At 68.4% G+C, this 24,752-nt stretch carries 21 protein-coding genes; 14 read left to right on the top strand and 7 right to left on the bottom strand.

What is annotated here, in order from left to right; all coding sequences use genetic code 11:
- Nucleotides 1-402 precede the first annotated feature (402 nt).
- Together ACIBO2_RS42485 and ACIBO2_RS42480 are read left to right on the top strand one after the other, a co-directional pair.
- Nucleotides 403-825: a hypothetical protein gene (locus ACIBO2_RS42485; protein ID WP_397304003.1), complete on the top strand. Its 423-nt coding sequence runs from the start codon at nt 403-405 to the stop codon at nt 823-825.
- Nucleotides 826-831: 6 nt separating this feature from the next.
- Nucleotides 832-2,145 (top strand): hypothetical protein, encoded by a 1,314-nt coding sequence (locus ACIBO2_RS42480; protein ID WP_358549827.1) that lies wholly within the window; start codon nt 832-834, stop codon nt 2,143-2,145.
- 130 nt (nt 2,146-2,275) lie between these two features.
- On the opposite strand, the gene ACIBO2_RS42475 is transcribed toward ACIBO2_RS42480, so the two are convergent.
- From ACIBO2_RS42475 to ACIBO2_RS42460, 4 genes are read right to left on the bottom strand one after another with little or no spacing between them, the layout of a single operon-like run.
- Nucleotides 2,276-4,138: an ABC transporter ATP-binding protein gene (locus tag ACIBO2_RS42475; protein WP_358549829.1), complete on the bottom strand. Its 1,863-nt coding sequence runs from the start codon at nt 4,136-4,138 to the stop codon at nt 2,276-2,278.
- 34 nt (nt 4,139-4,172) lie between these two features.
- Nucleotides 4,173-5,273: an N-acetylglucosamine kinase gene (locus ACIBO2_RS42470; RefSeq protein ID WP_397304002.1), complete on the bottom strand. Its 1,101-nt coding sequence runs from the start codon at nt 5,271-5,273 to the stop codon at nt 4,173-4,175.
- The gene (locus ACIBO2_RS42465; RefSeq protein ID WP_358549833.1) at nt 5,270-6,169 is read right to left on the bottom strand and encodes an N-acetylmuramic acid 6-phosphate etherase; all 900 of its coding nucleotides are present in this window, start codon (nt 6,167-6,169) and stop codon (nt 5,270-5,272) included. Before ACIBO2_RS42465 ends, ACIBO2_RS42470 begins: the two co-directional genes overlap by 4 nt.
- Before the next feature lie 8 nt (nt 6,170-6,177).
- A complete protein-coding gene (locus tag ACIBO2_RS42460) occupies nt 6,178-8,352 on the bottom strand; it encodes an alpha-N-acetylglucosaminidase TIM-barrel domain-containing protein (protein ID WP_397304001.1) in 2,175 nt (724 codons plus the stop codon).
- Between the two features lie 87 nt (nt 8,353-8,439).
- Between ACIBO2_RS42460 and ACIBO2_RS42455 the strand changes: the two genes are divergently transcribed.
- From ACIBO2_RS42455 to ACIBO2_RS42415, 9 genes are all read left to right on the top strand, one after another.
- The gene (locus ACIBO2_RS42455) at nt 8,440-9,687 is read left to right on the top strand and encodes an ROK family protein (protein ID WP_397304000.1); all 1,248 of its coding nucleotides are present in this window, start codon (nt 8,440-8,442) and stop codon (nt 9,685-9,687) included.
- A gap of 50 nt (nt 9,688-9,737) precedes the next feature.
- A complete protein-coding gene (locus tag ACIBO2_RS42450; protein WP_397303999.1) occupies nt 9,738-11,057 on the top strand; it encodes an ABC transporter substrate-binding protein in 1,320 nt (439 codons plus the stop codon).
- A gap of 1 nt (nt 11,058) precedes the next feature.
- Nucleotides 11,059-12,006 (top strand): carbohydrate ABC transporter permease, encoded by a 948-nt coding sequence (locus tag ACIBO2_RS42445; RefSeq protein WP_397303998.1) that lies wholly within the window; start codon nt 11,059-11,061, stop codon nt 12,004-12,006.
- A 2-nt stretch (nt 12,007-12,008) separates the two neighbouring features.
- On the top strand, nt 12,009-12,824 hold the full coding sequence (locus ACIBO2_RS42440) for a carbohydrate ABC transporter permease (RefSeq protein ID WP_358549839.1): 816 nt from the start codon (nt 12,009-12,011) through the stop codon (nt 12,822-12,824).
- A gap of 187 nt (nt 12,825-13,011) precedes the next feature.
- The gene (locus tag ACIBO2_RS42435; RefSeq protein WP_358549841.1) at nt 13,012-13,212 is read left to right on the top strand and encodes a ferredoxin; all 201 of its coding nucleotides are present in this window, start codon (nt 13,012-13,014) and stop codon (nt 13,210-13,212) included.
- Entirely contained in the window at nt 13,209-14,396 is a 1,188-nt protein-coding gene (locus tag ACIBO2_RS42430; RefSeq protein WP_358549843.1) for an FAD-dependent oxidoreductase, read from the top strand. The genes ACIBO2_RS42435 and ACIBO2_RS42430 overlap by 4 nt, the downstream gene beginning before the upstream one ends.
- 18 nt (nt 14,397-14,414) lie before the next feature.
- Nucleotides 14,415-15,620 carry a cytochrome P450 gene (locus ACIBO2_RS42425; RefSeq protein WP_397303997.1) on the top strand — a complete coding sequence of 402 codons (1,206 nt, stop codon included), beginning with the start codon at nt 14,415-14,417 and terminating at the stop codon, nt 15,618-15,620.
- Nucleotides 15,621-15,651: 31 nt separating this feature from the next.
- Nucleotides 15,652-15,846 (top strand): ferredoxin, encoded by a 195-nt coding sequence (locus ACIBO2_RS42420; protein ID WP_357951422.1) that lies wholly within the window; start codon nt 15,652-15,654, stop codon nt 15,844-15,846.
- 120 nt (nt 15,847-15,966) lie between these two features.
- Nucleotides 15,967-16,494 (top strand): hypothetical protein, encoded by a 528-nt coding sequence (locus ACIBO2_RS42415; protein WP_358549847.1) that lies wholly within the window; start codon nt 15,967-15,969, stop codon nt 16,492-16,494.
- 42 nt (nt 16,495-16,536) lie between these two features.
- Here ACIBO2_RS42415 and rfbB read toward each other — a convergent pair whose 3' ends face one another.
- Complete coding sequence (gene rfbB / locus ACIBO2_RS42410; protein ID WP_397303996.1) at nt 16,537-17,517, bottom strand: dTDP-glucose 4,6-dehydratase; 981 nt, start codon at nt 17,515-17,517, stop codon at nt 16,537-16,539.
- A 249-nt stretch (nt 17,518-17,766) separates the two neighbouring features.
- Between rfbB and rfbA the strand changes: the two genes are divergently transcribed.
- Together rfbA and ACIBO2_RS42400 are read left to right on the top strand one after the other, a co-directional pair.
- Nucleotides 17,767-18,669, top strand: coding sequence for a glucose-1-phosphate thymidylyltransferase RfbA (gene rfbA / locus ACIBO2_RS42405; protein ID WP_358549851.1), 903 nt, complete (start codon nt 17,767-17,769; stop codon nt 18,667-18,669).
- A gap of 60 nt (nt 18,670-18,729) precedes the next feature.
- The gene (locus ACIBO2_RS42400; protein WP_357951430.1) at nt 18,730-18,969 is read left to right on the top strand and encodes a DUF5988 family protein; all 240 of its coding nucleotides are present in this window, start codon (nt 18,730-18,732) and stop codon (nt 18,967-18,969) included.
- A 121-nt stretch (nt 18,970-19,090) separates the two neighbouring features.
- Here ACIBO2_RS42400 and ACIBO2_RS42395 read toward each other — a convergent pair whose 3' ends face one another.
- Complete coding sequence (locus tag ACIBO2_RS42395; RefSeq protein WP_358549853.1) at nt 19,091-19,930, bottom strand: TetR/AcrR family transcriptional regulator; 840 nt, start codon at nt 19,928-19,930, stop codon at nt 19,091-19,093.
- 345 nt (nt 19,931-20,275) lie between these two features.
- Here ACIBO2_RS42395 and ACIBO2_RS42390 point away from each other — a divergent pair, with 345 nt between their 5' ends.
- Nucleotides 20,276-21,808, top strand: coding sequence for an MFS transporter (locus ACIBO2_RS42390; RefSeq protein ID WP_358549855.1), 1,533 nt, complete (start codon nt 20,276-20,278; stop codon nt 21,806-21,808).
- A 115-nt stretch (nt 21,809-21,923) separates the two neighbouring features.
- Here ACIBO2_RS42390 and ACIBO2_RS42385 read toward each other — a convergent pair whose 3' ends face one another.
- On the bottom strand, nt 21,924-24,677 hold the full coding sequence (locus ACIBO2_RS42385; protein WP_397303995.1) for an AAA family ATPase: 2,754 nt from the start codon (nt 24,675-24,677) through the stop codon (nt 21,924-21,926).
- Nucleotides 24,678-24,752 lie beyond the last annotated feature (75 nt).

The following is a 24,752-nucleotide window of genomic DNA, read 5'->3' as shown; positions in this document are numbered from 1 at the left end:
TCGCAATAACAGAGCACTCGCTCCATAATGGTGTATCGTCGTTTCCGGCGCTGTGAGACGGCCTGTCGCCAGGCCGATACTCACCCGACCCGATCTTCCGCGGATCTTTGAGGAAGTAGTTCTGGGCTGATAATCAGGAGTTTTGATGTTGGCAAATCTCTCTCGGTCTTTCTCCCTGACTTTGTCGAAAGCTCTCGGCGGGTTGATCGGACAAGACGAGAAGTTCGCTTTGGAAGCGTCGCCGCAGCATGCTCCTGTCTCCAGCAGAGGTATCCGAGCTTGGGGTAGCGGGTGCATCAGGAGCGCCGAGGCCGAGATTTAATGGGCGCCCATTGAGCGCTGCGTCATGGGCCAACGGGATATTCGCAATCGACGACTCAAGCGCGATTTAGGAGCGTGAGCATGGCGCCAGAATCGATACCACCCAAGGCCCTGGAAGACAGCTGGCCGGGTCTGGAGGCGGAACGAGACGGCGTCACCTACAACGAAAAGGTGATCAGGGAAAGTGCCAAAGCGCTGAGAGAGGCGCTGGGGCGCTTCACCGGCGAAGGCGGCAGCGCCAAGGGGAGCAGCCTGGCCGCCGGCCAGGGCTCCATCGATGATCTGACCAAGTACGCCGCGCTCGAGCAACTGAGGGCCCAGTTGCAGAGCGTTGCCCGGTGGGAGGGCGGTCGCACGTTCGCCGAGATGCTGGCGACCTGCCACCAGGAGTTCACCACGACCTATCGAGAGGTCCAGAAGAACTTCGATATCGCGATTGCGCTGCTCGACGCCGGCGCGGGCAAATACAAGGACGTCAGCGACGCGAACACGGACGGAGCCTAGCCACCCATGGTTGCGAAGACCGACAAGAAGACACGCTGGCTCAAGCCCTCCCGCGGTGCGGACTGGACGATCGATAACGATGACCGCAGATTTGAGGAGGTCAGGGACTTCATCAAGGGCATCAGCGTCAAGGAGATTCAGGATGCCGGCGCCTCCTACGTGGACGCGTGTTCGGTCGTCGCCAACGCCCAATGGGTGCTCGGGCAGGAAGCCGAGGCTCTCGCCAAGGTCTGGGAGGGCAAGGCCTCCGTAACGGCACAGCGGGCCCTGAGAACTCTTTACATAGCGCTCGGCGAACTCTCTGACAAGCTGCTGGCGATGGGCCGTCCGCTCGAGACCCTGGCCGGAGTGGTACGCCAACACCAGGAGTCCATCGACGGCGAACTTTCGGAGGCGGAGCGCGAATCCTCGAATTTCGGCTTCAGGCGCGATGGTCACGGCGACCTCATTTTTAACGGAGTCCTGCAGTCGGGCAAGCATGGCGTGGATTTAACCTGGAAGAATCTGGGAAAGCTGGCAGGACTGCAGTTGGAGGCGTTCAGCAAGGACCTCGAGGCGATCTACAGCACCCTTCCCAAGACGGTGGAGATGGAACTGCCCGCCATCGCCTATCCGGTGGCACCGCATGAGAAGCCCGAAACGGTCGACTACAGATTCGGCGAGAGGCCGTCCGCCGGAGCCTCCGACCGCTCCCCCTCCCATATAGGCCCCACTGACACTGACCGCTCAGGCGGCGGCCCTGCGTTACCTGACGGCGCGGACTCTTCCGCAGCGCATGGCGAGCGCGCCCATTTCCCTGGTGATCCCGAGGACCGGGACAGAGCGGACCTCAGCCAAGGGCCGGACAGCCCATCGTCCGACGCCGCCCCGGGCGGCACGAACGCACCCCGTTGGCCGGCCATCCTCGACGCGAACGGCAGCGACGCATCGCCTGGCGACCCCACCCGCGGCTCGAACGATCCCACGAGCGCCTTGGATCGGCCCACCAACCTGCATACCAAGCTGGCAGACTTCCAGCGCCCAATCGACTCGGACAGCGGCCCGATCCACTCCACCCTCAAGAGCCCGAACCACTCCCCGGCCACCGACCCCGGCAATCCCGGCGCCGGTATGGGCAGTGGATCGGGAGCCCCGGCGACGATCAACGGTATTCGGGCCACCGCCACGAACGGGACGGGCTCCTCCTTCATGCCGATGAGCGGGATGGGCGGTGCGAGCGGCCAGGAGGAGAAAGAGCGCGAATCCGCCACTTGGCTCCATGAGGACGACGACGTCTGGGGCGACGACATGGACGGTGTGGTCCACGACAGAATCGGCTGATTGCCTGCCAAGCGCCACAGCAAGGCCCGTGTCGTGTCCGGTCGCCGTCACCAGCGGTGCTGAGAACGTTCTGCGTATGACGGCCGGTGACGACGGCGCGGGGTTCGCCGTCGCCGCCGTTGCTCCGCGGTTATCGGTAGGCGCTGGCTTGGAGGGTGTAGAGATCGGCGTACAGGCCGTCCAGTGACATGAGGGTGTCGTGGGTGCCCTGCTCGGTCACCTTGCCGTGCTCCAGGACGTAGATGCGGTCGGCGTAGCGGACGCTGGCCAGCCGATGGGTGATGAGCAGAACGGTGCGGCCGTCGGAGTGGCCGCGGATGCGTTCGAACAGCGCGTGCTCGGCGCGGGCGTCGAGGGCGGCGGTCGGCTCGTCGCAGATGAGCAGCGCCGCGTCGCGGTGGAAGCCCCGGGCCACCGCGATGCGCTGCCACTGGCCGCCGGACAGCTCGTGGCCGTCCTTGAAGCGCCGGTCGAGCAGCGTGCGGTAGCCGTGGGGGAGGTCGCCGATGACCACGTCGGCCCCGGCCACCTCGGCTGCCGAGTGCAGGGCCGCTTCGCCCTTGTCGGTGCCCATGGTGATGTTGTAGCGGGCCGTGAGCGGCCAGCGGGTGTGGTCTTGTGCGATGACGGCGGTGCGCAGCCGGAGGTCGTCGGGGTTGACGTCTTTCAGGTCGATCTCGTCCCAGGCGACGGTGCCGCTGTCGGGTTCGTAGAGGCCGGAGAGGATCTTGGCGAGGGTGGTCTTGCCCGAGCCGTTCTCGCCGACGAAGGCGACGATCTCGCCGCGCTTGATCTCGATGGACACCTCGCGGAGCGCGGGCTCGTCGGCGCCCGGATAGGTGAAGGACACCTTGTCGGCGACGATGCACTGGAAGGACTCGGGCGCCGTGAGCGGGCGGGGGCCGGGCAGCCGGCGTTCGGCGTCGGCGCAGAACTCCAGGAAATCGGTGAAGTAGAGGCCCTGCTCGTAGAGGCGGTTGGTGGCGTACATGAGGCTGCTCAGGGACTGCTGACCGGATCTGATCGCCAGGACGGCGGTGCCCGCCACGGCGAGCGGGATCGCGGCGATGGCCAGCAGGATGCCGAGCGCGACGTAGACCACGCCGGCGCCCAGGCCGCCGAAGGCCTCGCCCACGAGCCGGGCCACCGTCTGCCGTCTGGCCAGCAGCAGGAGCACCTCCTGCTCGGCCTTGGCCACCGCGTCGTACATGCGCAGCAGGAAGCCGCGCATCGTGAACGAGCGGACCTCGGCGGCGGCCTCGCGCTCGGCCAGCAGTTCGGCGATGATCCACTTGCGGCGGCGGGCCGGGATGAGGGAGTGCATCGTCGTGTAGCGCATCCGCGCGCTGCGGACCGCGGCCCAGGCGTCGGGCAGCACCGCCAGCAGGAGCAGCGGCAGCAGCACCGGGTGGAGGACACCGAGCACCCCGGCCACGGCCGCGAGGCCGACCACGGCCGTCACCACGTCGATGGCCGAGGACACCACCGAGTCGGCCACCGCCACGCCCCGCATGTTGGCGCGTTCGAGGGAGTCGTGGAAGTCGGGGTCGTCGTAGGCGACCAGGTCGACGCGGCTGGTCAGGCCGTAGAGCCGCTCCTCGGTGTGCCGGGAGATCTGGGGAGTGAGGCGGGATTCCGCCCAGCCGGCGCCCGCTTGCATGGCGGTGCGCAGGGCGGCGGCGGTGGCGACGAGGGCGAGGCTGGGCAGCGCGGCCATCACGCGGTCGGGGGTGGGACCCTGGCTGAACAGGGCGGCGAGCACGCCGGTCGTGGCCAGCAGCCCGAAGGCGGTGAACACCCCGCCGAGCAGGTTGAGCGCGACGGTGGCCAGGGTGTCGCGCGGGCTGGCTCCCCAGGCCATGCGCAGCGCCTGGCGCACCAGGGAGGGGAGCCGGCGGGCGATGGTCAGGAAGCTGACTTCCGCCATCTTGTCGGTGTGGGCGTGCCAGTCGGCGATGGAGATCTCGCCGAGTTCGAGAGGCTCATCAGACATACGCTCAGTGTGCACTCGGGCACCGACAGTTTCATCAGGTCGTCTTTTCCGGGGCCGCCGCCGATGCTCGGCGCCGTTCCGTACCGCCCGTTCGTACGCTGTCCGGACGATCCTGTGTCGCCTCGGTGAAGACGTAGACATAGGGGTGGTGCGGCCGTACCGAACCGTCGGCGGCGGCCCGCGCCAAGGCGAGCGCGCCGTCGGCGGAGTTGCCTCGGGGCGGTTCGAAGCGAGCCTCGGGAAGCAGCGTACGGACGGTGCTCTGGAAGGGCTCCATCAGCAGATCCGCGGCGTCGAACAGCCGGCCGCCCCAGGAGAAGACCGGGTCGAGCCCGGACGCGGCGGCCAGCGCGGTCTGGCCGAGCTGCCGACCGGCCTCGGTCCAGATCTGCCGGGCCACCGGGTCCCCGTCACGGGCCGCCTCGCCGACGGCCGGTGCGAACGAGGCGAAGTGGTGGGCCGCCGATCCCGCCGCGTACACCAGCGTTACCAGCTCCGATGGGGGCCCGAAGTGGGCCGTCAGGCGCTCGAGAAGCGCGGGCGACCCGCCCGTCCGGCCGTCATGCGCGCGCAGAGCGGCGTGCAGGCCGCGCATCCCGATCCAGGCGCCGCCGCCGTGGTCGCCGAGCAGGTATCCCCACCCGTCGGACTGGTTCCAGACGCCGTCCAGGTCGGTGCCGAGGGTGATGACGCCGGTGCCCGCGGCGACGACGACGCCGGGCCGGAACCCGAGCGCGCCGACGTGCGTGGTCACCATGTCGCCGGTGACCACGAGCGTGCCCATGCCGAACCGCCCGCGCAGGGCGTGCCAGAGCGTGCCCGGGTCCGGGACCAGACCCGGCAGGCCGGTCGTGCCGATCGCCATGCCGGCGAACCGGTCGATCTCCCGGCCGCCCACGGCGTTCTGGATGACCCGGATGATCCGCGCCGCGAGCCGATCGAGGTCGACCCTGCCCTGCACACGCGGCACCGGCGACGCGTCGTCCCCGGACACGATCGACCCGCCCGCCTCGATCCGCACCCTGATCCCGCCACCGCCGACGTCCACGCCCGCCAGGTTCATCTGCCGCCTGTCAGCGCCGAAGTCCACGCCCGCCGGTCCGCCGCCGCCGGCGTTCACGCCTCCCAGGCTCATCCGGCGTCCGCCAGCGCGGCGACGGCCGCACGCACGCCCGGATGCCGCTCCAGCGCGGTCCGCGCCCGCTCGGCCGAGCAGCCGGTGAGCAGCCGTACGAGCGCCTCCGGGATGTTGCCGCCCGCGTCGGCCAGGACCGCGCGGCAGCTCGCCGCCTCCTCACCCGTCGCCTCCACGAGCAGGCTCACCGCGCGCTCGCTGAGCTTGGCGTTGGTGGCCACCAGCCCGACCATGAGGTTGCCGTACGTCCGGCCCGCCTTGATCATGAGAGCCGTCGAGAACGAGTTGAGTATCACCTTCGTCGCCGTGCCGGCCTTGAGCCGGGTGGAGCCGGTCAGCGCCTCCGGCCCGGTGGCGGCGACGACGTTGATCTCGGCCAGCTCGCGGAGCGGAGCGTCCGGGTTGCAGGTGACCAGCACCGTGAGGGCGCCGGCGGCGCCGGCCGCGCGCAGCGCGCCCGCCACGTACGGAGTGGACCCGGACGCCGTGATCCCGATCGCCACACTGGCCTCGTCGAGGACGGCGGCGTCGGCGGCGCCCAGCGCCTCGGCGTCCTCCTGGTCGACGGAGGAGTCGGTGACGGCGGCGAGCCCACCGGCGAAGTGGGCGGTGAACAGGCCACGCGCCGCCCCGAAGGTCGGCGTGATCTCCGTGGCGTCCAGCACCGCCAGCCGTCCGGAGGCGCCGGCGCCGAAGTAGTGCACAGTTCCGCCCCGGTTCAGCCGGAGATGTGCTTCGTCCACCGCGCGGGCGAGCTGGTCGCCGGCCGCGCCGACGGCCTCGACCGCCAGGGCGTCCTCCTCTCGCAGCAGCCGGAGGACCTCACGGGACTCCAGGGTGTCGATGTCGGCGGTGCGTGGGTTCCGGCGCTCGGTCGGAGGTACCACCTGGGGCATCGTTCTCCTCATCGATCGTGTTCGTAAGTTTGGGCAAGTGAGTCGGCTTGGTCCGCGTAGGCGGTGAACAGCCGGCGTGACTCCGTGGCGAGATCGCCCAGGTCCTGTGGCGGCGCAGCCGGGCCCTCCCGCAGGAAGAGCTCGGCCCGGTCACGGAGCCGCTCATCCAGGTCCGCATCGGGCCCGTCGCCGGGCGTGGCGAGCGCGTCGTTGAGGCCACGCGCCCACAGCTCCCAGCGATCGCGGTAATAGCCGCCGACGAGCCCGCTCCAGTGCCGCCCCGCGTAGTCGTCGAGCAGGGGACTGGAGGAGGTGCCCCAGACCGTGATGATGCGGCGGGCGTTGTCCCGCAGGACGTCGCGTTCGGCCGGGTCGGTCGCCCACGACAGGGCCTTGGACTCCCAGTGCTGAAAGGTGTACTCGGGGCGAGCGGCCAGCATCCGGTCCAGGTCATCGAAGACGCGCAGGAACCGGTCGACATGGGGCCGGCTGGCCGTACCGAGCGCGGCCGACCGCTCCACGGCGTCGAGGTAGTAGCGGTCGGCCACCCTGACCATGAACGCGATGCCCACCTCGACGAGGTCGTGCCCCAGCGGACCGGTCACCAGGTCATGATCGTGCTCGGCCACCTCGATCATCCGTTCCCAGGCCGCGGCCAGCTCCGCCGGGTCGTACCAGAGGGTGCCGGTGACGTTGGCGCGCGCCTCGGCCATCCCCGCGTAGGAGGGTTTGGCGGTGAGGACGCCGTTGAACTGCGCGGGGTAGATCCGCAGGCCCCGGGTGTCGTAGACGGTGTTCAGGAGGCCGCGCCAGGCGGTACGCAGCGGGGCCGCGCTCCTGTCGTAGCGCTGGGTGACGAAGGCGTCGAGCCAGACGTCGAGGTCGGTGACCCGGTTCCAGATCTGGTCGGTCACGAGCTCGAAGAAGACGGGGTTGTTGCGGGTGGCCTCCATGGACAGGCCGAGGCCCGTGGGCGGGTTCGGCGCCGACAGGGCGGTGTCGATCGCGGCCGGCACCGCCCGCAGGTCGGCGGCCGGATCGGTGCGGCCGCCGAAGTTGAGCAGCGCGCACCAGAGCCAGGGCTTGCCGGAGAACTCCTCGAAGCGCTCCCACAGCGGGTCGTACTCCGCCCACAGGTCCGCGACGAGCATCCGGTCATTCGGGATCGCGTCGAGGAAGGCGGTGACGCGGTCCTCGGTCCAGAAGTCCCGCTGGTAGGAGAAAGGCCAGGCCTGCATGAGCCAGACCGCGTCCGGATCGGCAGCCCGCAGCCCGGCCAGCGTCGCCGTCGCCACGGCCCCGGGGAAGGAGGGGTCGGCGTCGACCGGGATCATCTCGATGAACGGATCGGCCGCGTACAGGTGATCGGTGCCGAAGAGCTTGATCTGGGCGCGGGCGATCTCGGTGCTCAGCCGCTCGTAGAGCGGGTCGGCCGGGTCGAGGACCCAGGTCTCGAACCCCTGCCAGTCGCGGCGCGCGGCTCGCGACGACGCGGCGATCTGCTGCGGGACGTGTCCGGTGAAGGCCGGAAGGACGGGCGTCATGCCGAAGGCGCGCTCGCGGTCGAGGATGCGCGCCCCGAGCTCGCGATGGCTGTCGATCCAGGACGCGGGGAGCGGACCGGCGAAGTTGTCCATACACCCCATGAACTGGAACGGAAGGTAGCCTGGCCCGCCAAGGAAGCTACGGATGGTGTGATCCTCGAGACCGAGGAGGGAGTAGGCGGCGTGCAGCGCGGCCTCGTGGCCGGTGATGGCGAGCGGCATGGTGATGCCGTGCAGCGCCATCCAGTCGATCTCGCGCTCCCAGTCGGCCCAGTCCCAGTAGGGCATGGTGTAGCTGAACGTACAGAAGTTGAAGTAGTAGCCGTCCTGGACCCGCGCCGAGCCCTGCCGGGGCGGGCTGTCCGCGAGGGACGTCAGCCGCAACGGCAGCACGGTGTCCCAGCCCACGGACAGCTCGCAGCATTCACGCAGATAGTGATGGAGGGCGACCGAGGCGCTCACGCCGTCCGTCGCGGCGACGGTGAGCGCTCCGTCTCTCGCCTCGTACTCATAGCCACGCCCCGCGCCTTCGCGCGTGAGGAAGCGGATCGACTCGGCCACCGGCCCGAGAACGCGGTGGGCGAGACCGCTGACGGTGTCCGCCCACGGCGGGGGCTGCTCGTCGTCACCGGATGACATCGCAGGTCACACCCCTCGACGAATTAGTTCCGTACGGTCCATAATTATTATGCTAGCGTACCCGCAAGTCGAGCCCAGGGAGAGGTCATGGAGCAGGTGGTCGCCGTTGGCACGCAGTTCATGCGTGAGGTCAACGCGGGTGCCATCCTGCGGCGGCTGCGGACCGAGACCAGCATGAGCGTGTCCGCGCTGGCCAAGGCGGTCGGGCTTTCCCGGCAGGCGGTCACCCGTTCGCTCAACGCGCTGGCCGCGGAGGGGCTCGTCGAGTTCGGCTCCCTCGATCGCGACTCCAGCAGGGCCGGACGGCCCGCGCAGCTCGTCCGCTTCCGGGCGGAGGCGGGCTACGTGCTCGGCATCTCGATCAGCCCGCAGGAGCTGCGGGTCGCGGTCTCCGACCTGGCCGGTACGGTCGCCGCGGCCGACGCGGTGCAACTCGGCGGCGATTCCCATGCCGCGCAGGTGGTGGAGACGCTCCTGCCCGCGGTGGCACGCACGCTGGAGGCGGCGGGCATCACGACCGGCGACCTGTGGTTCGCCTCGGTGGGCACGCCCGGCATAGTCGACCCGGCGACCGGGATCATCCGGCTCATCCCGAGCATGCCCGGCCTGACCGGCGACCTCCTGCATCGCCGGATGAAGGACGCCCTCGGCTGCCCGGTCTACCTGGACAACGACGTCAAGCTGGCCACCCAGGGCGAGCAGTGGCGGGATCCCGAACGCCGCGAGGACTCGCTGGTGATGGTTCACTGGGGCGAACGCGTCGGCGCCGGCATCGTGCTGAACGGCGAGCTCTACCGCGGTGCCTCCAACGACGCCGGTGACGTCGGCTTTCTCGACCTGTTCGCGGCCACCCCTCCCGAGCCCCGCCATCCGCACGGCCTCGGCCCGTTCGAGGACTGGGTCGGCGGCGAGGAGATCGTCCGGCTGGCGAAGGCGGCGGCCGAGCGCGACGGCGACGACGCCCTCCGGGCCAGGCTCGAAGCGGCGGGGGAGCGGGCGTTCGACGCCGTGCTGGACGCCGTTGTGGACGGCACACCCTCGGCCCTGGACGCGCTCGACGTGGTCGCCCGCCGATTCGCCAAAGGCGTCGCGGCGATCCGGGCGATCCTCGACCCGCGGCTCGTGGTCATCGGCGGGCCGCTGGCCAGATGCGGCGAGACACTGCTCGCCGCGGTCCGGCGGCACCTGGCCGAGCAGCCCCTGGACCAGCCGGCCCTGGAGGTCTCGACCCTCCAGGACGACGCCGTCGTCCACGGGGCCCTGCGTCACTCGCTGGAGGAGATCGAGCGAACCAGGTTCGACCTGGTGAGAAGCGGCCGCCAGGAGGTCCGTTGAAGAACCCGCTTGGAGTTTGGCGACTCGGAGATAGGCGAAAGGTCATGCACATGGCAACACCAGGTCGGTGGCAGGCGCTCGTGGCGCTCGGCACCGCGGCGACACTCACCCTGACGGCCTGCGCGGGCACCGGCGGCACCGCCGCCCCGAGCGGGGACGCGGCGAAGAAGATCGACGTATCGACGACCATCCCCAACGACCCGGTCACGCTGACTCTGGCCTACAGCAACGATCCCCCCACCCAGACCCTCATCGACGGCTTCAGGAAGAAGCACCCGAACGTCACCATCAAGCCCCAGATGACGCCGTTCAACGACTACGTCAAGTCGATCAAGCTATCGATGTCGGGCGACGCGGCGCCGGACATCGCCCAGTACAACCCGGGTGCGATGAACTCCCTGGTCCCGGCCGGTCTCATCCTGGACCTGGGCCCGTGGAACAAGGCGTACGGGTGGACCGGCAAGTTCCCGCCCTCCAGCCTCGAGGTCCTCAGCTCCGACAAGGCGGCCAAGCAGTTCGGCACCGGCGGCCTGTACGCCGTGCCGGGCGGGCTGTCCGTGGTCGGCGTCTACTACAACAAGAAGATGGTCAAGGAGGCGCCGAAGACGCTGGCCGAGTTCGAGGCCGCGATGCAGAAGGTGAAGGACGCCGGCCAGACCCCGCTGAGCCTCGGCGCGCTGCAGGTCGGCGGCTTCCACCTGTGGAACGCGCTGCTCAACGTCACCGGCGACGTCGACGCCTACCGGAGCTGGGTCTACGGCAAGCCGGGCGGGACGATCAAGACCGACGCCGCGAAGAAGGCCTCCCAGACGTTGATCGACTGGTCGAAGAAGGGTTTCTTCCCCGCGGGCGCGAGCGCCACGGCGGACCCCGACGCGCTGGCGAACTTCTCCAAGGGCAAGAGCGCGTTCCTGGTGACCGGCAACTGGGGCGCCACCGCCGTGGAGAAGGAGCTGGGCGCCGACGCCGGCTTCTTCCTCATGCCCACGGCATCGGGCGAGCCGGCCAAGGTCGCCTCGGGGGCGAGCGTCGCCTACGCCATCTCGGCCAAGACGAAGCACCCGAACGTCGCCGCGGCGTTCCTCGACTACCTGAGCTCGGCGGAAGCGGCGAAGATCGAGTTCGACGGCGGGTTCATGCCGGTCGACACCAAGGCCGAGCTCGGCGCCCAGGGGCTGCGCGGTGAGATCGCGACCGCCTTCACGCCGGTGGCGCAGGCCAACGGGATCGTCCCCTTCCCCGACTACGCCTCGCCCGGCATGATCGACAAGCTGACCCCCGGCATCCAGGGGCTCCTCAGCGACAAGATGACCGTCGACGACTTCCTGAGCTCCCTGCAGGAGTCGTGGGACGGACACCATGGCTCGTGATGTGAGCACGTCCATCTCCCCGCCGCGGGCCACCTCGGCCCGTGGCGGGGAGCGGGTCGCCGACAGCGCGCGGGCTCGCCCGCCCCGGCGCGGCGGACGGGCCCGCGGCTGGCTGTACGTGCTGCCCGCGCTCGCCGCCTACCTGGGGTTCGCCATCTGGCCGGCGCTGAACACGGTGCGCCTGTCGTTGCTGAACTGGGACGGCATCCTGCCCGCGACCTTCGCCGGCCTGGACAACTACGTCAAGATTTTTCGTGATTCGGCGTTGTACGAGGCCATCCTGCACAGCCTCATACTGATCGTCTTCTTCTCGTTCATCCCCATCGGGGTCGGGTTGTTCATGACGGCCCTGCTGATGGGCAAGGTACGCCGGGGGATGACGTTCTTCCGGACCGTGTTCTTCCTTCCCCAGGTGCTGCCGCTGGTGGCCGTCGGCATCACCTGGCGGTGGCTCTACAGCGAGTCCGGCGTCGTCAACCAGGTCCTCGACCTGGTGGGGCTGGGGGCGATCACTCGCGCCTGGCTGGGCGACTACGGCCTGGCGCTGGTCGCGCTCGGGCTCATCGGGACCTGGGTGATGAGCGGGCTGTGCATGATGCTCTTCCTGGCCGGCGCGCAGAAGATCGACCCGTCCCTGTACGAGGCGGCCACGCTCGACGGCGCCGGGGCCTACCGGCAGTTCCTGCACGTCACCCTGCCCGGAGTGCGTAAGGAGATCACGATCGCCGGCGTCATCACCACGATCGCCGCGCTGGCCAGCTTCGACCTCGTCTTCACCACGACGAACGGCGGCCCGGCGGGGCAGACCAACGTGCCGGGCCTGCTGGTCTACCGGCTGGCCTTCAACGAGGGCGACATCGGCGGCGCCAGCGCGCTGGCCGTCGTGCTGACCGTGATCGTGATCGCCGTCGTCGGTGCCGTCCGATACTTCACCAGGGATGAGAGTTGAGCATGCGCGGCGGTGTCGGAATCCGGTACGGAGTGCTCGTCCTGATGGCGGCCATGATCCTGGTGCCGTTCCTCGGCATCATCCTGGCCGCCCTGCATCCTCCGGGCTCGCAGCTCAGCGGGCTGAGCATCCCGGACCAGTGGTCGTGGGAGAACTTCGCCCTGGCCTGGGAACGGGGCAACTTCACCGCCCTCATGCGCTCCAGCCTGCTGATCGCGGTCTTCGTGGTGCCGATCGCGGTGACACTGGCCACCCTGGCCGGCTATGGCCTGACGGTCCTGAAGGTGTGGGGCAACCGGGCGCTGTCGTTCGGGTTCGTGCTGGGGCTCACGCTGCCGATCGAGGTCATCGTGGTGGCGCTCTACTTCAACCTGCGCGAGGTCGGCCTCACCAACTCCTACGTCGGCATCATCCTCGCCGAGGTGGCGCTGTTCATGCCCTTCGGCGTGTACTGGATGCAGACGCACTTCTCCAACATCCCCGACGAACTCGTCGAGGCGGCCCGCATCGACGGCGCCCGGGACTTCATCGTGCTGGCGCGGGTGCTGCTGCCCATCTCGTGGCCGCAGATCACCACGCTGTCGGTCCTGTACTTCATGTGGTCGTGGAACCAGTTCATGCTGGTCCTGGTCATGATGCAGGACCCGGATCGGCGTACGGCGCCGGGCGGCCTGGGGCTCTTCGTCGGTCAATACACCACCGACATCCCGCTGCTGGCGGCGGCCTGCCTGATCGTCGTCGCGCCGATCGTGATCGTGTACCTCATCTTCCAGCGCAGCTTCGTCAACGGCATCACCCAGGGTGCCATCAAGGGTTGACCAGCATCGCCCCGCCGCCGCCCGTGTTCGAGCACCGGGCGGCTCTTGGCGTTTCAGCGCACGTCTCAGCTCATTTTAAATCAGTCGCTTGACTTAACGTTGCGACCCCGGTTAACTGACCACGAACCGAAGGAGGTTCTCGCGGAGGGCACCTCCACCACCCGTAGAGGCACAGGAGGGACTCTCGATGAAAGTACGCGTGGACGAGGACAAATGCTGCGGCGCGGGCACGTGCGTGATGCTCGCGCCGGAAGTGTTCGATCAGCGGGAAGAAGACGGCATCGTGATCCTGCTCGACGCCGAACCGGCCGAGCGGCTGCACACCACGGTCCGCGAAGCGGCCAGCATGTGCCCGGCGGCCGCGATCGAGCTGAGCGAGAACGCGTGAGCGCTCCCTCCGGCGTTCTGGTGGTCGGCGCCTCGGCCGCCGGGCTCGCCACCGCGGAGGCGTTGCGGCGCAAGGGCTACCAGGGCGGCCTGACCGTCCTCGGCGCCGAGCCGCACCTGCCCTACGATCGGCCGCCCCTGTCCAAGCAGGTCCTCTCCGGCGCCTGGGACCCCGAACGGGCTCAGTTGCGACCGCAGGCCGCTCTGTCCAGCCTGGACGCCGAGTTCGTCCTCGCCGATCCGGCCGTCGGCCTGGACGTGGCTGTACGCACCGTGCACACCGCGGCCGGGCGGGCCCTGCGGGCCGACGCCATCGTCGTGGCCACGGGACTGCGCGCCCGGACGCTGCCCGGGCAGGCGGATCTGACCGGGGTCCACGTACTGCGCACGCTGGACGACGCGCTGGCCCTGCGCGCGGATCTGCTGGCCGCCTCGCGGCTCGTGGTCGTGGGGGAGGGCGTGCTCGGCGCCGAGATCGCCGCCACCGCGCGCGGCCTGGGCCTCGAGGTCACCATGGCCGGCCCCCTGACGGCACCGCTGGCCGGCCAGATCGGGCCCTCGGTCGCGGGACTGCTCGCCGAACTGCACACCGAGCGCGGCGTCCGCCTGCGGCTCGGCGCCGGTGTCGACCGGCTCACCGGCCAGGACGGCAAGGTCACGGGCGTGCGCCTGGACACCGGCGAAGTGCTGCCGGCCGACGTGGTCGTGGTGGCGATCGGTTCTGACCCGGCGACCGGCTGGCTGGCCGACAGCGGCCTGCGGGTGGAGAACGGACTGGTGTGCGACTCGCGCTGCCGCGCGGCCGAGGGCGTCTACGCGGTGGGCGACGTGGCCCGCTGGCACCACGACCGGTTCGGCACCCTGCTGCGGCTGGAGAACCGGACCAACGCCACCGAACAGGCCAACGCCGTCGCGGCCAACATCCTCGGCGACGACCAGCCCTACTGCCCGGTGCCCTACTTCTGGACCGACCAATTCGACACCAAGATCCAGGTCCATGGCGTGCTGCCCGTCGATGCCGAGGTGACCGTGGTGGAAGGCGACCGTTCGGCCCGCCGGTTCGTCGCGCTCTACCGCAGTGACGGCAGAGTCACCGGCGTACTCGGCTGGAACATGCCCAAGCAGACCCGCCTGCGTCGCCAAGAGGTCGTCGACGCGCTTCCCGACTTCGTCTCCACCCTCTGACTTTCCTTGGAGAGCCTGATGACCAGTACGTTGGACACCCCGGACTACCCGATGACGAGGGCGGCCGGCTGCCCGTTCGATCCGCCTCCGGCGCTGCGGGAGAAGCAGAAAAAGGGCCCGCTCACCAAGGTCCGCCTGTGGGACGGCAGCACGCCGTGGCTGGTGACCCGTTACGCCGACCAGCGGGCGCTGCTGGCCGACCCGAGGGTCAGCGCCGACGCCTACCAGCCCGGCTATCCGAGCCCGACCGCCCTCGTCGGCTCGGGCTCGCCCATCAGCTTCATCATGATGGACGACCCCGAGCATGCCCGGCTGCGGCGGATGGTGACGGCGCCGTTCACCATCAAGCGGGTGGAGGCGATGCGGCCGGCCGTACAGAAGATCGTGGACGATCTGATCGACGACCTGCTGGCCGGGCCGAAGCCGGTCGACCTGGTGGAGGCGTTCGCGCTGCCGGTCCCGTCGCTGGTGATCTGCGAGCTGCTCGGCGTACCGTACGCCGACCACGACTTCTTCCAGGACAACAGCAAGACCATCATCAACCGGGACGCCGACCCCGAGCAGCGGGCGGCCGCCCTCGGCCGGCTGGCCGGCTACCTGGACACCCTGCTGGGCGAGAAGCTCGCCAGCCCCGGCGACGACCTGCTGTCCGGGCTGACCGAGCGGGTCAAGACCGGGGAACTGTCCCAGCGGGACGCGGCCGGGATCGGGGTGCTGCTGCTGATCGCCGGGCACGAGACGACCGCGAACATGATCGCGCTCGGCACGCTCGCCCTGCTGGAACACCCCGACCAGCTGGCCCTCCTGCGCGACCCGGCGGATCAGAAGCTGGTCACCTCAGCGGTGGAGGAACTGCTGCGCTACCTGCACATCACGCACAATGGGCGGCGCCGGGCGGTGCTGGCGGACATCGAGATCGCCGGACAGGTCATCCGCGCCGGCGAGGGGCTGATCATGGCCAACGACATCGGCAACCGTGACCCCGACGCCTTCCCCGACCCCGACCGGCTGGACCTCCAGCGCGACGCCCGCCACCACGTGGCCTTCGGCTTCGGCATCCACCAGTGCCTGGGCCAGCCGCTGGCCCGCATGGAGCTGCAGGTCGTCTACAGCACCCTCTATCGGCGCATCCCCACCCTGCGGCTGGCCACGGACCTGGACCAGATCCCGTTCAAGCACGACGGGTCCGTGTACGGGGTCTACGAACTCCCCGTGACCTGGTGACCTCCCCAACAACGACAATCAAGAGGGTCTCATGAAGGTCATCATCGACCAGGACAAGTGTGTTGCTTCCGGGCAGTGTGTGGTCGCCGCGGCGGAGGTGTTCGACCAGCGCGACGAGGACGGCATCGTGGTGCTGCTCAACCCGGACCCGCCGGCGGAGCAGGCCGCCGACGTCAGGCATGCCGCGGTGGTCTGCCCGGCGCTGGCCATCCACATCGAGGACTGACACCCGAACCGGAGCCCCCTCGTACGCGCGACGGGGCGCCGCTGCGGCGACCGTCTGACCAGGAGGTTTATTCTTCGGGCCGTTCGGTAGTCCACCCTGTGACGAACGGGGGCCGACACCATGCGACAGAAGCCGATCCTGCGTTCCGGGGCCAGGGGCGCGATCGCCGCCATGGCGATGTCCGGCCTCAGGCAGTTCTCCACATCGATCGGCCTGATGGAGAAGGTGCCGCCGGAGGCCGTGCTGGAGCACACCACGCCCCGGTTCTTCCGCGGTGTCCCGGCCGCTCGCCGGCCCGCGATCATCGAGCTCGCGCACTGGTCGTACGGGGCGTTCGGCGGCGCGCTCTTCGGGGCCCTGCCCGAGTCCGTGCGACGGCACCCGTGGGCGGGGCCCGCCTACGGCCTGCTGGTCTGGGCGGGCTTCCAGGCTGTCATCGCGCCCGCGCTCGGCCTGCCGCACAAGGGCAAGACCACAGTCACGGAACGTCTGACGCTACTCGCCGACCACGTGCTGTACGGGATCGTGGTGGCCGCCTCTCCCTGGCCGCACCACGACGTTCCTGAGGGCGACGCACCGGAACACCAGACCGGGCACCGCGAGCGGCCGACGAACTCTATGGCCGAACCGGCGACCGCGAGCGGCTGACGCCCCGGGACGCGGGCCACCGCGAGCGGCCGTGGCTCGCCGCTACGCACTTGGCGTGCGGGCGGGCAGGAGTGGCTCCCACCAGGGGCGATTGTCGCGATACCAGGCGACGGTCTCCGCCAGGCCGGTGTCGAAATCCTTGCGTGGCCGGTAGCCCATCTCGGTGCGGGCCTTGGTGCAGTCGACCGAGTAGCGGAGGTCGTGGCCCTTGCGGTCCTCGACGTAGGAGACCTGGTCCCAGTCGGCGTCACAGGCTTTGAGGAGCAGGCCGGTGAGCTCCCTGTTGGTGAGCTCGGTGCCGCCGCCGATGTTGTAGATCTCGCCTGGACGGCCTCCGGAACGGACCAGTTCGATGCCCCGCACATGGTCGTCGATGTGCAGCCAGTCGCGGGTGTTGCCCCCGTCGCCGTACAGCGGCACCCGCCGGCCGTCGAGCAGGTTGGTGATGAACAGGGGGATGATCTTCTCTGGGAAGTGATGGTGGCCGTAGTTGTTGGAGCAGCGGGTCACCCGTACGTCGAGACCGTGGGTGCGGTGGTAGGCCAGGGCGAGCAGGTCGGAGGCCGCCTTCGAGGCGGAGTACGGAGAGCTGGGCCGCAGCGCGTCGCTCTCGAGCGAGGAGCCGTCGGCGACCGAGCCGTAGACCTCGTCGGTGGAGACGTGCACGAAAGTCCTGAGGCCGCTGCGGACCGCCGCGTCGAGCAGGGTCTGGGTGCCGGTCACATTGGTGCGCACGAACTCGGTGGCGCCCATGATGGACCGGTCGACATGCGATTCGGCCGCGAAGTGGACCACCTGGTCGTGGCGGGCGACGAGCGGGTCGACGAGTTCGGTGTCGCATATGTCGCCCTGGACGAAGGTGAATCTCTCGTTCGTACGGACCTGCTCAAGGTTCGCCGGATTGCCCGCGTAGGTGAGCTTGTCGAGAACGGTGATCTCCGCGTCCCCGTCGTCCTCGTCGAGCAGGGTGCGTACGTAGTGGGAGCCGATGAAGCCGGCGCCGCCCGTCACCAGGATCCTCATCGGGTGATCTCCTCCCAGGCTTCAGCAGTGGACGCCGCTTCCCCGCGGTCACGATCTGTCTTTCGCCGTGGAAATCATATCGCCGGTAAACCGGGCGCAACCGTTTAGTGGCCGACATAGGGGGGCGCGGGGGGATGGCTAGGGGGTGAACGAGGGTCGTCTTGGAGTCCATTCCGATGTGCAGCGGTGTGATGCTCGGTGCACGAATATCGACTCCGGCTACCGGTTTTCCCTGACGAAGGGTATTTCGTGAAAGGCATAATTCTGGCCGGCGGGCACGGGACCCGGTTGTATCCTATTACGCTCGCGGTCTCGAAACAGCTCCTGCCGGTGAACGACAAGCCGATGATCTATTATCCCTTGTCCGTCCTCATGCTGGCGAATATCAGAGAGATCCTGGTGATCTCCACCCCGGAGGACCTGCCGAACCTGGCACGCCTGCTCCGAGACGGCTCCCACCTCGGGCTCGACATCAGCTACGCCCGCCAGGACGAGCCCGTCGGCCTGGCCGACGCCTTCATTCTCGGCGCCGACCATATCGGCGACGATTCCGTGGCGCTCGTGCTCGGCGACAACATCTTCCACGGAAATTCGTTCTACGACATCCTCCAGGAGAACACCGCGGACGTCGACGGCTGCGTGTTGTTCGGCCATCCGGTCAGCGATCCCGAGCGCTACGCCATCGCCGAGAGGGACGCGCTCGGCGGGCTCGTCTCCATCGAGGAGAAACCCGCGCACCCGCGTTCCAACTGCGCCGTCGTCGGCCTTTATCTCTACGACAACGACGTCATCGACATCGCCAAGAACGTCCAGCCGTCCGCTCGTGGAGAGCTTGAGATCACCGATGTCAACCGGGTGTATCTCGACCGGGGCAAGGCGAAGTTCGTCGAACTCGGCCGCGGGTTCGCCTGGCTCGACGCGGGCACGCCCGACTCCATCCTGCAGGCCAGCCAGTACGTTCACATGCTCGAAGCCCGGCAGGGCGTACGCATCGCCTGCATCGAGGAGATCGCGCTGCGGATGGGCTACATCGACGCCGAGCAGTGCCACCGCCTCGGCGCGGAGCTCCTGCCCTCCAGCTACGGCCGGTACGTCTGCGCCCTGGCCACCGAGTTCCGCCATGCCCGTCAACCGGCCGGCTCATTCTCCTAGAACCCCTAGAGATCGCCGATGGCCGGCCACCCCCGGCCACGATCACCGGAGGTACCCGACATGACCATCCCCTCCGCCGCCTCACCCCTGCCCGGCCGTGGGCCCGTGGAGGTCGCGCTCGAAGGCGGCCCCGCCGATGTCCCGCGAACGCTCCGCGTCATGCACGACGTGGTCTCGGATGGAAAGATAAAGATTCCACGCAATGGCGGGTACGAGCATTTCGAACGGGTCGGCGCGGCGCCGGAGTCCGGCGGCCCGCCGCTGTTTCGGTGGACCACGCGGACCAAAGTGGCCGAATGAGCCGGCCCAGGGCACACAGCGCCTTACTGCGGTTCGGGGAGCACCGCGCCTTCCACGGACTCAGGGGGCACCGCGCCTCTCACGGATCCGGGGCGCACCGCGCCTTTCCGAGAGTCGGGTCTCACAGCGCCTTGCGCAGACCCGGTCCGAGGTCGGTCGAGCCGGAATTCTCCCGTTCCTCGACGAAGACGGCCACCCCGTCGAGCAGGCGGCGAAGACTGAACCAGAGCCATTCGTCGATGTGGGCTATTTCCTCCTGTCTCTCCAGCAGGCTCGACAACATGGGGAACTGCCCGGATTCGAGGATCTCCGACAGCATCGGCATCTTGGCCGCGCGCCACTGCCGTGTGGTGACGCCGGTGCGCCGCTCCGCCTCCCATTCGCTGACGCGAAGCAGGGCGGCGCCTTGTACCTGAGCGCTTACGGCGATGGTCACCCAATGCATCATCACCGGATCGAGGCCGAGGCCGTCCAAGGCGCCCATGGCCCGCTCGAGGTCGGCCAGAATGTTCGGCCCGAGCGGAGGTTGCGGGGTCGCGATGACCTGCAGCACCCATGGGTGGCGCGAATAGAGTCTCCACTCGCGCAGCGCGGACAGTTCGAGCCGGGCGCGCCAGTCGTCCGGAACGGGCGTCAGATTCTTGTCTTCGCCGTGTACGCGATCGACCATCAATTCGATCAAGGCGTCCTTGCTCGACACGTATCGGTAGAGAGACATCGTGCCGACGCCCAGGTCCGCCGCCACCCGGCGCATGGACAGCGTCTCCAGACCTTCGGTGTCGGCGATCTCGATGCCGGTGCCCACGATGCGTTCGAGAGTGAGCCCTTCGCGAGACTCCCGCGGGATCGCCTCGGGTTTGGTGGGCTTGTCGACTTCCATGACCGGCTCCGCGGGGAGCTTTTCAGAGAGTGGCCCTTCGGAGCAGGGCCCTTCGGAACAGGGCAGGGCACGTGCCGCCACACGCGCTCTGTACGCCCGACCCTGGCACGACCGCGAGCAGTATCGCGGACGTCGCCCCCGAGGTGCGGCATACAACGGTCTGCCGCATTGTGCGCAGGTGAGCATCTGGCCTCACAGATTTTGTCACGCGCATATTGATATGTAGTGAAATTATATCACACGAAGTCGTGATGAAACTGATCGGCGAGTGTGATGAAATGCCCCCGACCGCCACCAAAATTGCGTGATATATACCCGCTGGTATCTCTTTGTCGGAATTTATTCCTCGATAAAGATCTTGAAGTCGGTCGAAGGCAAGTCTGAGTACGTCGTATGCACGCGTACACGCTATCCGAGGAGTGTGGGATGGAAACGGCTTCGACGACCGCTGGACGACGGGAATGGGTGGGACTGGCGGTTCTGGTCCTCCCCGTCCTGCTGATCTCCATCACCGTCACGGTCCTCTACTTCGCGTTGCCGTTCCTCAGCGCGGAGCTGAAGCCGAGCGGGCCCGAACTGCTCTGGATCGTCGACATCTACGCCTTCTGGCTGGCGGGCCTGCTGCTCGTCATGGGCACACTCGGCGACAGGATCGGCCGACGGCGTCTGCTGCTCCTCGGCGCCGCAGTCTTCGGCGTCACCTCCGCCGTGGCCGCCTACGCGCCCAGCGCCGAGATGCTCATCGTCCTGCGCGCCCTGCAAGGGGCGGCGGCCGCCACGCTCATGCCGTCCACCCTGGCGTTGATCCGCAACATGTTCCACGAGCCGCGCCAGCGCCGGCTGGCCATAGCGATCTGGGCGGCCGGTTTCTCCGGAGGCAGCGTGCTCGGCCCGATCGTGGGCGGGTGGATGCTGGAGAGATTCTGGTGGGGTTCGGTGTTCCTGATCAACGTGCCGATCATGGCCCTGCTGCTGGTGCTCGGTCCCATCCTGCTGCCGGAGTATCGCGATCCGCAGGCGGGCCGGCTCGATGTGCTGAGCACCGTTCTGTCGCTGGTGGCCGTGCTCCCGGTCGTCTACGGGGTGAAGGACATCGCCGAGCAGGGCCTGACCCCGACGGCCGCGCTGGCCATGGCCCTGGGCCTGGCCGCCGGCGCCTCGTTCATCTGGCGGCAGCGCGCGCTGGCCGACCCGATGCTCGACCTGCGCCTGTTCGCGAATCGGGCCTTCGGCGTCTCGCTGATCACGAGCACGCTCGCGATCTTCGCCCTCATGGGACTGTTCTACTTCATCGCCCAGTACCTGCAGCTGGTTCTGGGGCTGCGCCCGTTCGTCGCGGGGATATTGACGTTGCCCGCCGCGGGGATGGCCCTCGTCGGGTCGATGCTGGCCGTGGCGGTGGTGCGCTGGGTCCGCCCCGGATTCGTCATCGGCGGCGGCATGTTCGTCGCCGGTCTGGGGTTCGCGGTGCTCTCGCAGCTCGAAGGCGAGCCGGGGGTGCAGACACTCGTGATCGGACTGGGACTGCTGGGCCTGGGCCTGGGCGCCGTACAGGCGGTGGCCTCCGATCTGGTGATCGCGGTGGCGCCGGCGGAACGGGCCGGCTCGGCGTCGGCGGTGCTGGAGGCCGGCACCGAGTTCGGCGCCGCGCTCGGCGTCGCCGTCCTGGGCAGCCTGGGGCTGTTGATCTACCGCTGGACGTTCGAGGTGCCCGTCGACCTTCCCGGTGAGGCCGCCCAGACGGCGCGTGAAACGCTCGGCGGCGCGGTCCAGGTGGCGGCCCAGCTGTCGGGCCCCGCGCAGGAGGCCCTTCTCCAGGCGGCCCGTACGGCCTTCACCGAGGGCATGCGGGTGGCCGCGCTGTCGGGCACGGCCATCCTGGTGGCCACGGCGATCCTGGCCACGATCCAGCTCCGGCGGGTGTCCATCGAGGAGCAGAGCCCCGATCGGGCGATATGAGGTCGGCGGTAAGAGGTCGGGCGAAATGAGGTCGGCGAAAAGAGGTCGGCGAAAAGAGGTCGACGGTAAGAGGTCGGCGTAAAGAGGTTGGCGTAAAGAGGTTGGCGCTGTGTGGTCAGCGGAGTTCGACGTAGGAGAACTGTGAGGGCAGGTCTCTTCTGCCACGCACGTTGAGCTTGCGGTAGATCCGGGTCAGATGCTGCTCGACGGTGCTGATCGTGATGTAGATCTTCCGGGAGATCTCCCGGTTGGTGTAGCCCAGCGCGGCGAGGGAGGCGACCCGCTGTTCGGCGTCGCTCAGCAGGCCCATGCTCTCCGGGGTCTCCGCCTCCTGCTCGGCCGGATCGTCCTGCCGCACCGCCCAGCGCAGCGGCTCGGCCTGGCACTCGTCGGCGACCCGGTCGGCCCAGTAGCCGATCATCCTGGCCTTGTGGAGTTCGCCGATCTCGTTGAAGGCGTGGGTCAGATCGACGAGCGCGTACGCCATCTCCAGCCGGTCTCCCGCGTCCTGGAGCATGTCCACGGCCTCCCTGAGCAGCGCTGGGCGCTTCTTGAGGTCACCGATGGCGGCCAGCAGTCGCAGCGTGGCCCCTCTCGCCCTGAGCGAGTCGCCGCCGGGCAGATCATAGGGTTCCTGGAGGAAGGCTCTCGCCTGGTTCAGCTGGCCCATCTGCAGGTGCGCGGAGGCCGCACCCTGGCGCCAGGGCACCAGCACGGGAGTGTCGAGGTTCCAGGCCCGCATCAGCCTTCCGCAGCTCAGGAAGTCGCTGAGCGCCGCGTGCGACAAGCCTGTCGCCAGGTGGAAATGGGCCCGTGCCTGGAGATAGTGCAGCCCGAACCGGGTCTGGTAGATCGCGGTGGGTACGGGATGCCTGAGCAGGCGCGCCGCGACGTCGAACTTCCCCATTTCGGTGTTGACCCGGATCAAGGCGGCCAGCGGCAGGGCGATATGAATCCCCAGACTCCGGCGCGGTAGTACATCCAACGCTATAGAGGCATATTTAACGGCTATCGCTAGATCTCCGTGGCGAATGGCGATGTGCGCCCGGACGCCGGCCAGCACGGCGCGCCAGGTGGGGGAGCGCCGTTGGACGGCTTCTTCGAACAGGACATCACAGAGCGGTGCCGCCCGATCCGCCTGATCGGAGTAGAGCAATGTGAAAAGAGAGGACTCTATGGCTTCAAGGTTCGACTCGTCCAGTGTGGTGGACTGCAGGACGCGTTCGGCGGTATCGATCTTTTGCTCATTCTCCTCCGTTCGCAAGAAGCGTGACAATAGGGCGGCCCCCTGAAGGGGAGATACGCCAGGTGCCCCCGGCTTGGGGGTGCCGGAAGAGGCGTCCGCCACCTCGAGGAGAAGCGAGGGAAAGGCGGTGGACAACCACTGATGAGTGACTTCCAGCCGCATGGGCGTGTCTTTTTCGCCCGATTCGGCGGCCAGGGCGTTCAGCCGCCGAAGCACCTCTCCGGCTTCTTCAAGTCGTCCGTGCCACAGGAAGAACCTCAGCAGCATGCGAAGGTCGTCGAAGCCCAGGCCGCCCTCTCGCGCGATCGACATCAGATGGTCGAGATGCTGGGCGGTGGCCGCGGGGTTGATCAGCCACTCCACCCGCGCGAGCGAGGCCCGCAGGGACGCTCGGCGCGCGTCGTCGTGACAGAAGGCGATCGCCAGCTTCAGGCATTGGATCGCGAACTCGTGCTCGTCGTTGAGCAGCGTCTGATCGGCGGCTTCACGCAGCTCCACCGTCGCCCATGGCTCCGGGCAGTCGGAGGCGTGGATGAGGTGCTCGGCGACCGCGGTGCTCGCCGCTCCCTCCATGTGGAGCAGTCGGGCGGCGCGCCGGTGCATCTCCCTGCGCTCTTCGGCGTCGAGGTCGTCGAGAACGGCGGAACGGGTCTCAGGATGGCAGAAGTGCTGTCCATCGGTGATTCCGACGGCGGCGAGGTGGTTAAGGGTCTGCTGGACGGTCGCCGGCGGAAGTTCGATTAGTTCGGGCAGTAGGTTGGGAAAGGCTCCCTCCCCGAGTATGGCGAGGCCGCGAGCGGTGCGCAGCGAGGTCGGGTCGGTGCGATGGAGCAGGGCGCGTACCGATCTGGAGAAGGCATCGCCGATGACCAGCGAATTGGATTCGCCGGACTCGTGTAAATAGTCCTCGACCAACGCCTCGACAAGTAAGGGGTTGCCGCCGCCGGCCGCATGGAAATCAGGACCGAGTTTTTCCGCCGTATCCTGGTCCATGGATTTGCAGAGCATCTTCGTGACGCCTTCCTGGGAAAGCGTGCCCAATCTCAGGTGCTGGCAGTGCGGGTGGCGCATCAGATCCACCTCGATGAGCGGATCCATGCCCTGCGGGTTTTCTGTCGCGGTCACCACGACGAATACGTTCGCATTGTTGAGACGCTGTACGAAATTGAGCAGGAGTTGCCACGACAATGCGTCCGAATATTCGACGTCGTCGACGGTGATGAGCACCGGCGCACTCGTGGACAGCTCCAGGACTATCGACCACAGCCCCTGAATGGTGTGCAGCCAGTCGGGATTGTGCGCCGAGGTTTCGATGGACTTCGCGCTGAAGGCGGCCTCCTCGATCAGCCGGGCCGCCTCCGAGGCGTGCTCGATCGGCAGCGCCGCGCTGTGAAAGCTCTGGCTGGCCATCCCGAGCGGCAGGTTGCGGTCGGCTCGTGAGCAGGTGGCGCTCAGCCAGGTGACGCCGCCCGCGGCGGCGCGCTGGCTGAAGGTGTAGGCGAGTTCGGTCTTGCCGACTCCTGTGGGTCCGGTGATCACCATGACCCGTCCCTTGCCTTGTAGGCAATCGGTGAGCAGGTTGTCCAGCTCCGTGATTTCGTGGTCACGCTCGATGAGGGTCATCGTGATTCCCGTTCGTCCCCTAACGCGGTATGAGGGATCATGCCTCGTCCCGATCCTTGCACAGACCCTTGAGAA

The organism is Nonomuraea sp. NPDC050022 (assembly GCF_044460705.1).
In the GTDB taxonomy this organism is placed as follows: Bacteria; Actinomycetota; Actinomycetes; order Streptosporangiales; family Streptosporangiaceae; genus Nonomuraea.
This window is presented reverse-complemented; position numbering and strand designations above follow the sequence as displayed.

Bases quoted from the DNA above. Each gene is read 5' to 3' on its own strand.
- ACIBO2_RS42475 (WP_358549829.1), bottom strand. From the start codon at position 4,138: ATGTCTGATGAGCCTCTCGAACTCGGCGAGATCTCCATCGCCGACTGG.
- ACIBO2_RS42480 (WP_358549827.1), top strand. From the start codon at position 832: ATGGTTGCGAAGACCGACAAGAAGACACGCTGGCTCAAGCCCTCCCGC.
- ACIBO2_RS42460 (WP_397304001.1), bottom strand. From the start codon at position 8,352: ATGTCATCCGGTGACGACGAGCAGCCCCCGCCGTGGGCGGACACCGTC.
- ACIBO2_RS42390 (WP_358549855.1), top strand. From the start codon at position 20,276: ATGGAAACGGCTTCGACGACCGCTGGACGACGGGAATGGGTGGGACTG.
- ACIBO2_RS42440 (WP_358549839.1), top strand. From the start codon at position 12,009: ATGCGCGGCGGTGTCGGAATCCGGTACGGAGTGCTCGTCCTGATGGCG.
- ACIBO2_RS42470 (WP_397304002.1), bottom strand. From the start codon at position 5,273: ATGAGCCTGGGAGGCGTGAACGCCGGCGGCGGCGGACCGGCGGGCGTG.
- ACIBO2_RS42425 (WP_397303997.1), top strand. From the start codon at position 14,415: ATGACCAGTACGTTGGACACCCCGGACTACCCGATGACGAGGGCGGCC.
- ACIBO2_RS42415 (WP_358549847.1), top strand. From the start codon at position 15,967: ATGCGACAGAAGCCGATCCTGCGTTCCGGGGCCAGGGGCGCGATCGCC.
- ACIBO2_RS42435 (WP_358549841.1), top strand. From the start codon at position 13,012: ATGAAAGTACGCGTGGACGAGGACAAATGCTGCGGCGCGGGCACGTGC.
- ACIBO2_RS42455 (WP_397304000.1), top strand. From the start codon at position 8,440: ATGGAGCAGGTGGTCGCCGTTGGCACGCAGTTCATGCGTGAGGTCAAC.
- ACIBO2_RS42465 (WP_358549833.1), bottom strand. From the start codon at position 6,169: ATGCCCCAGGTGGTACCTCCGACCGAGCGCCGGAACCCACGCACCGCC.
- ACIBO2_RS42485 (WP_397304003.1), top strand. From the start codon at position 403: ATGGCGCCAGAATCGATACCACCCAAGGCCCTGGAAGACAGCTGGCCG.
- ACIBO2_RS42420 (WP_357951422.1), top strand. From the start codon at position 15,652: ATGAAGGTCATCATCGACCAGGACAAGTGTGTTGCTTCCGGGCAGTGT.
- ACIBO2_RS42385 (WP_397303995.1), bottom strand. From the start codon at position 24,677: ATGACCCTCATCGAGCGTGACCACGAAATCACGGAGCTGGACAACCTG.
- ACIBO2_RS42450 (WP_397303999.1), top strand. From the start codon at position 9,738: ATGGCAACACCAGGTCGGTGGCAGGCGCTCGTGGCGCTCGGCACCGCG.
- ACIBO2_RS42400 (WP_357951430.1), top strand. From the start codon at position 18,730: ATGACCATCCCCTCCGCCGCCTCACCCCTGCCCGGCCGTGGGCCCGTG.
- rfbB (WP_397303996.1), bottom strand. From the start codon at position 17,517: ATGAGGATCCTGGTGACGGGCGGCGCCGGCTTCATCGGCTCCCACTAC.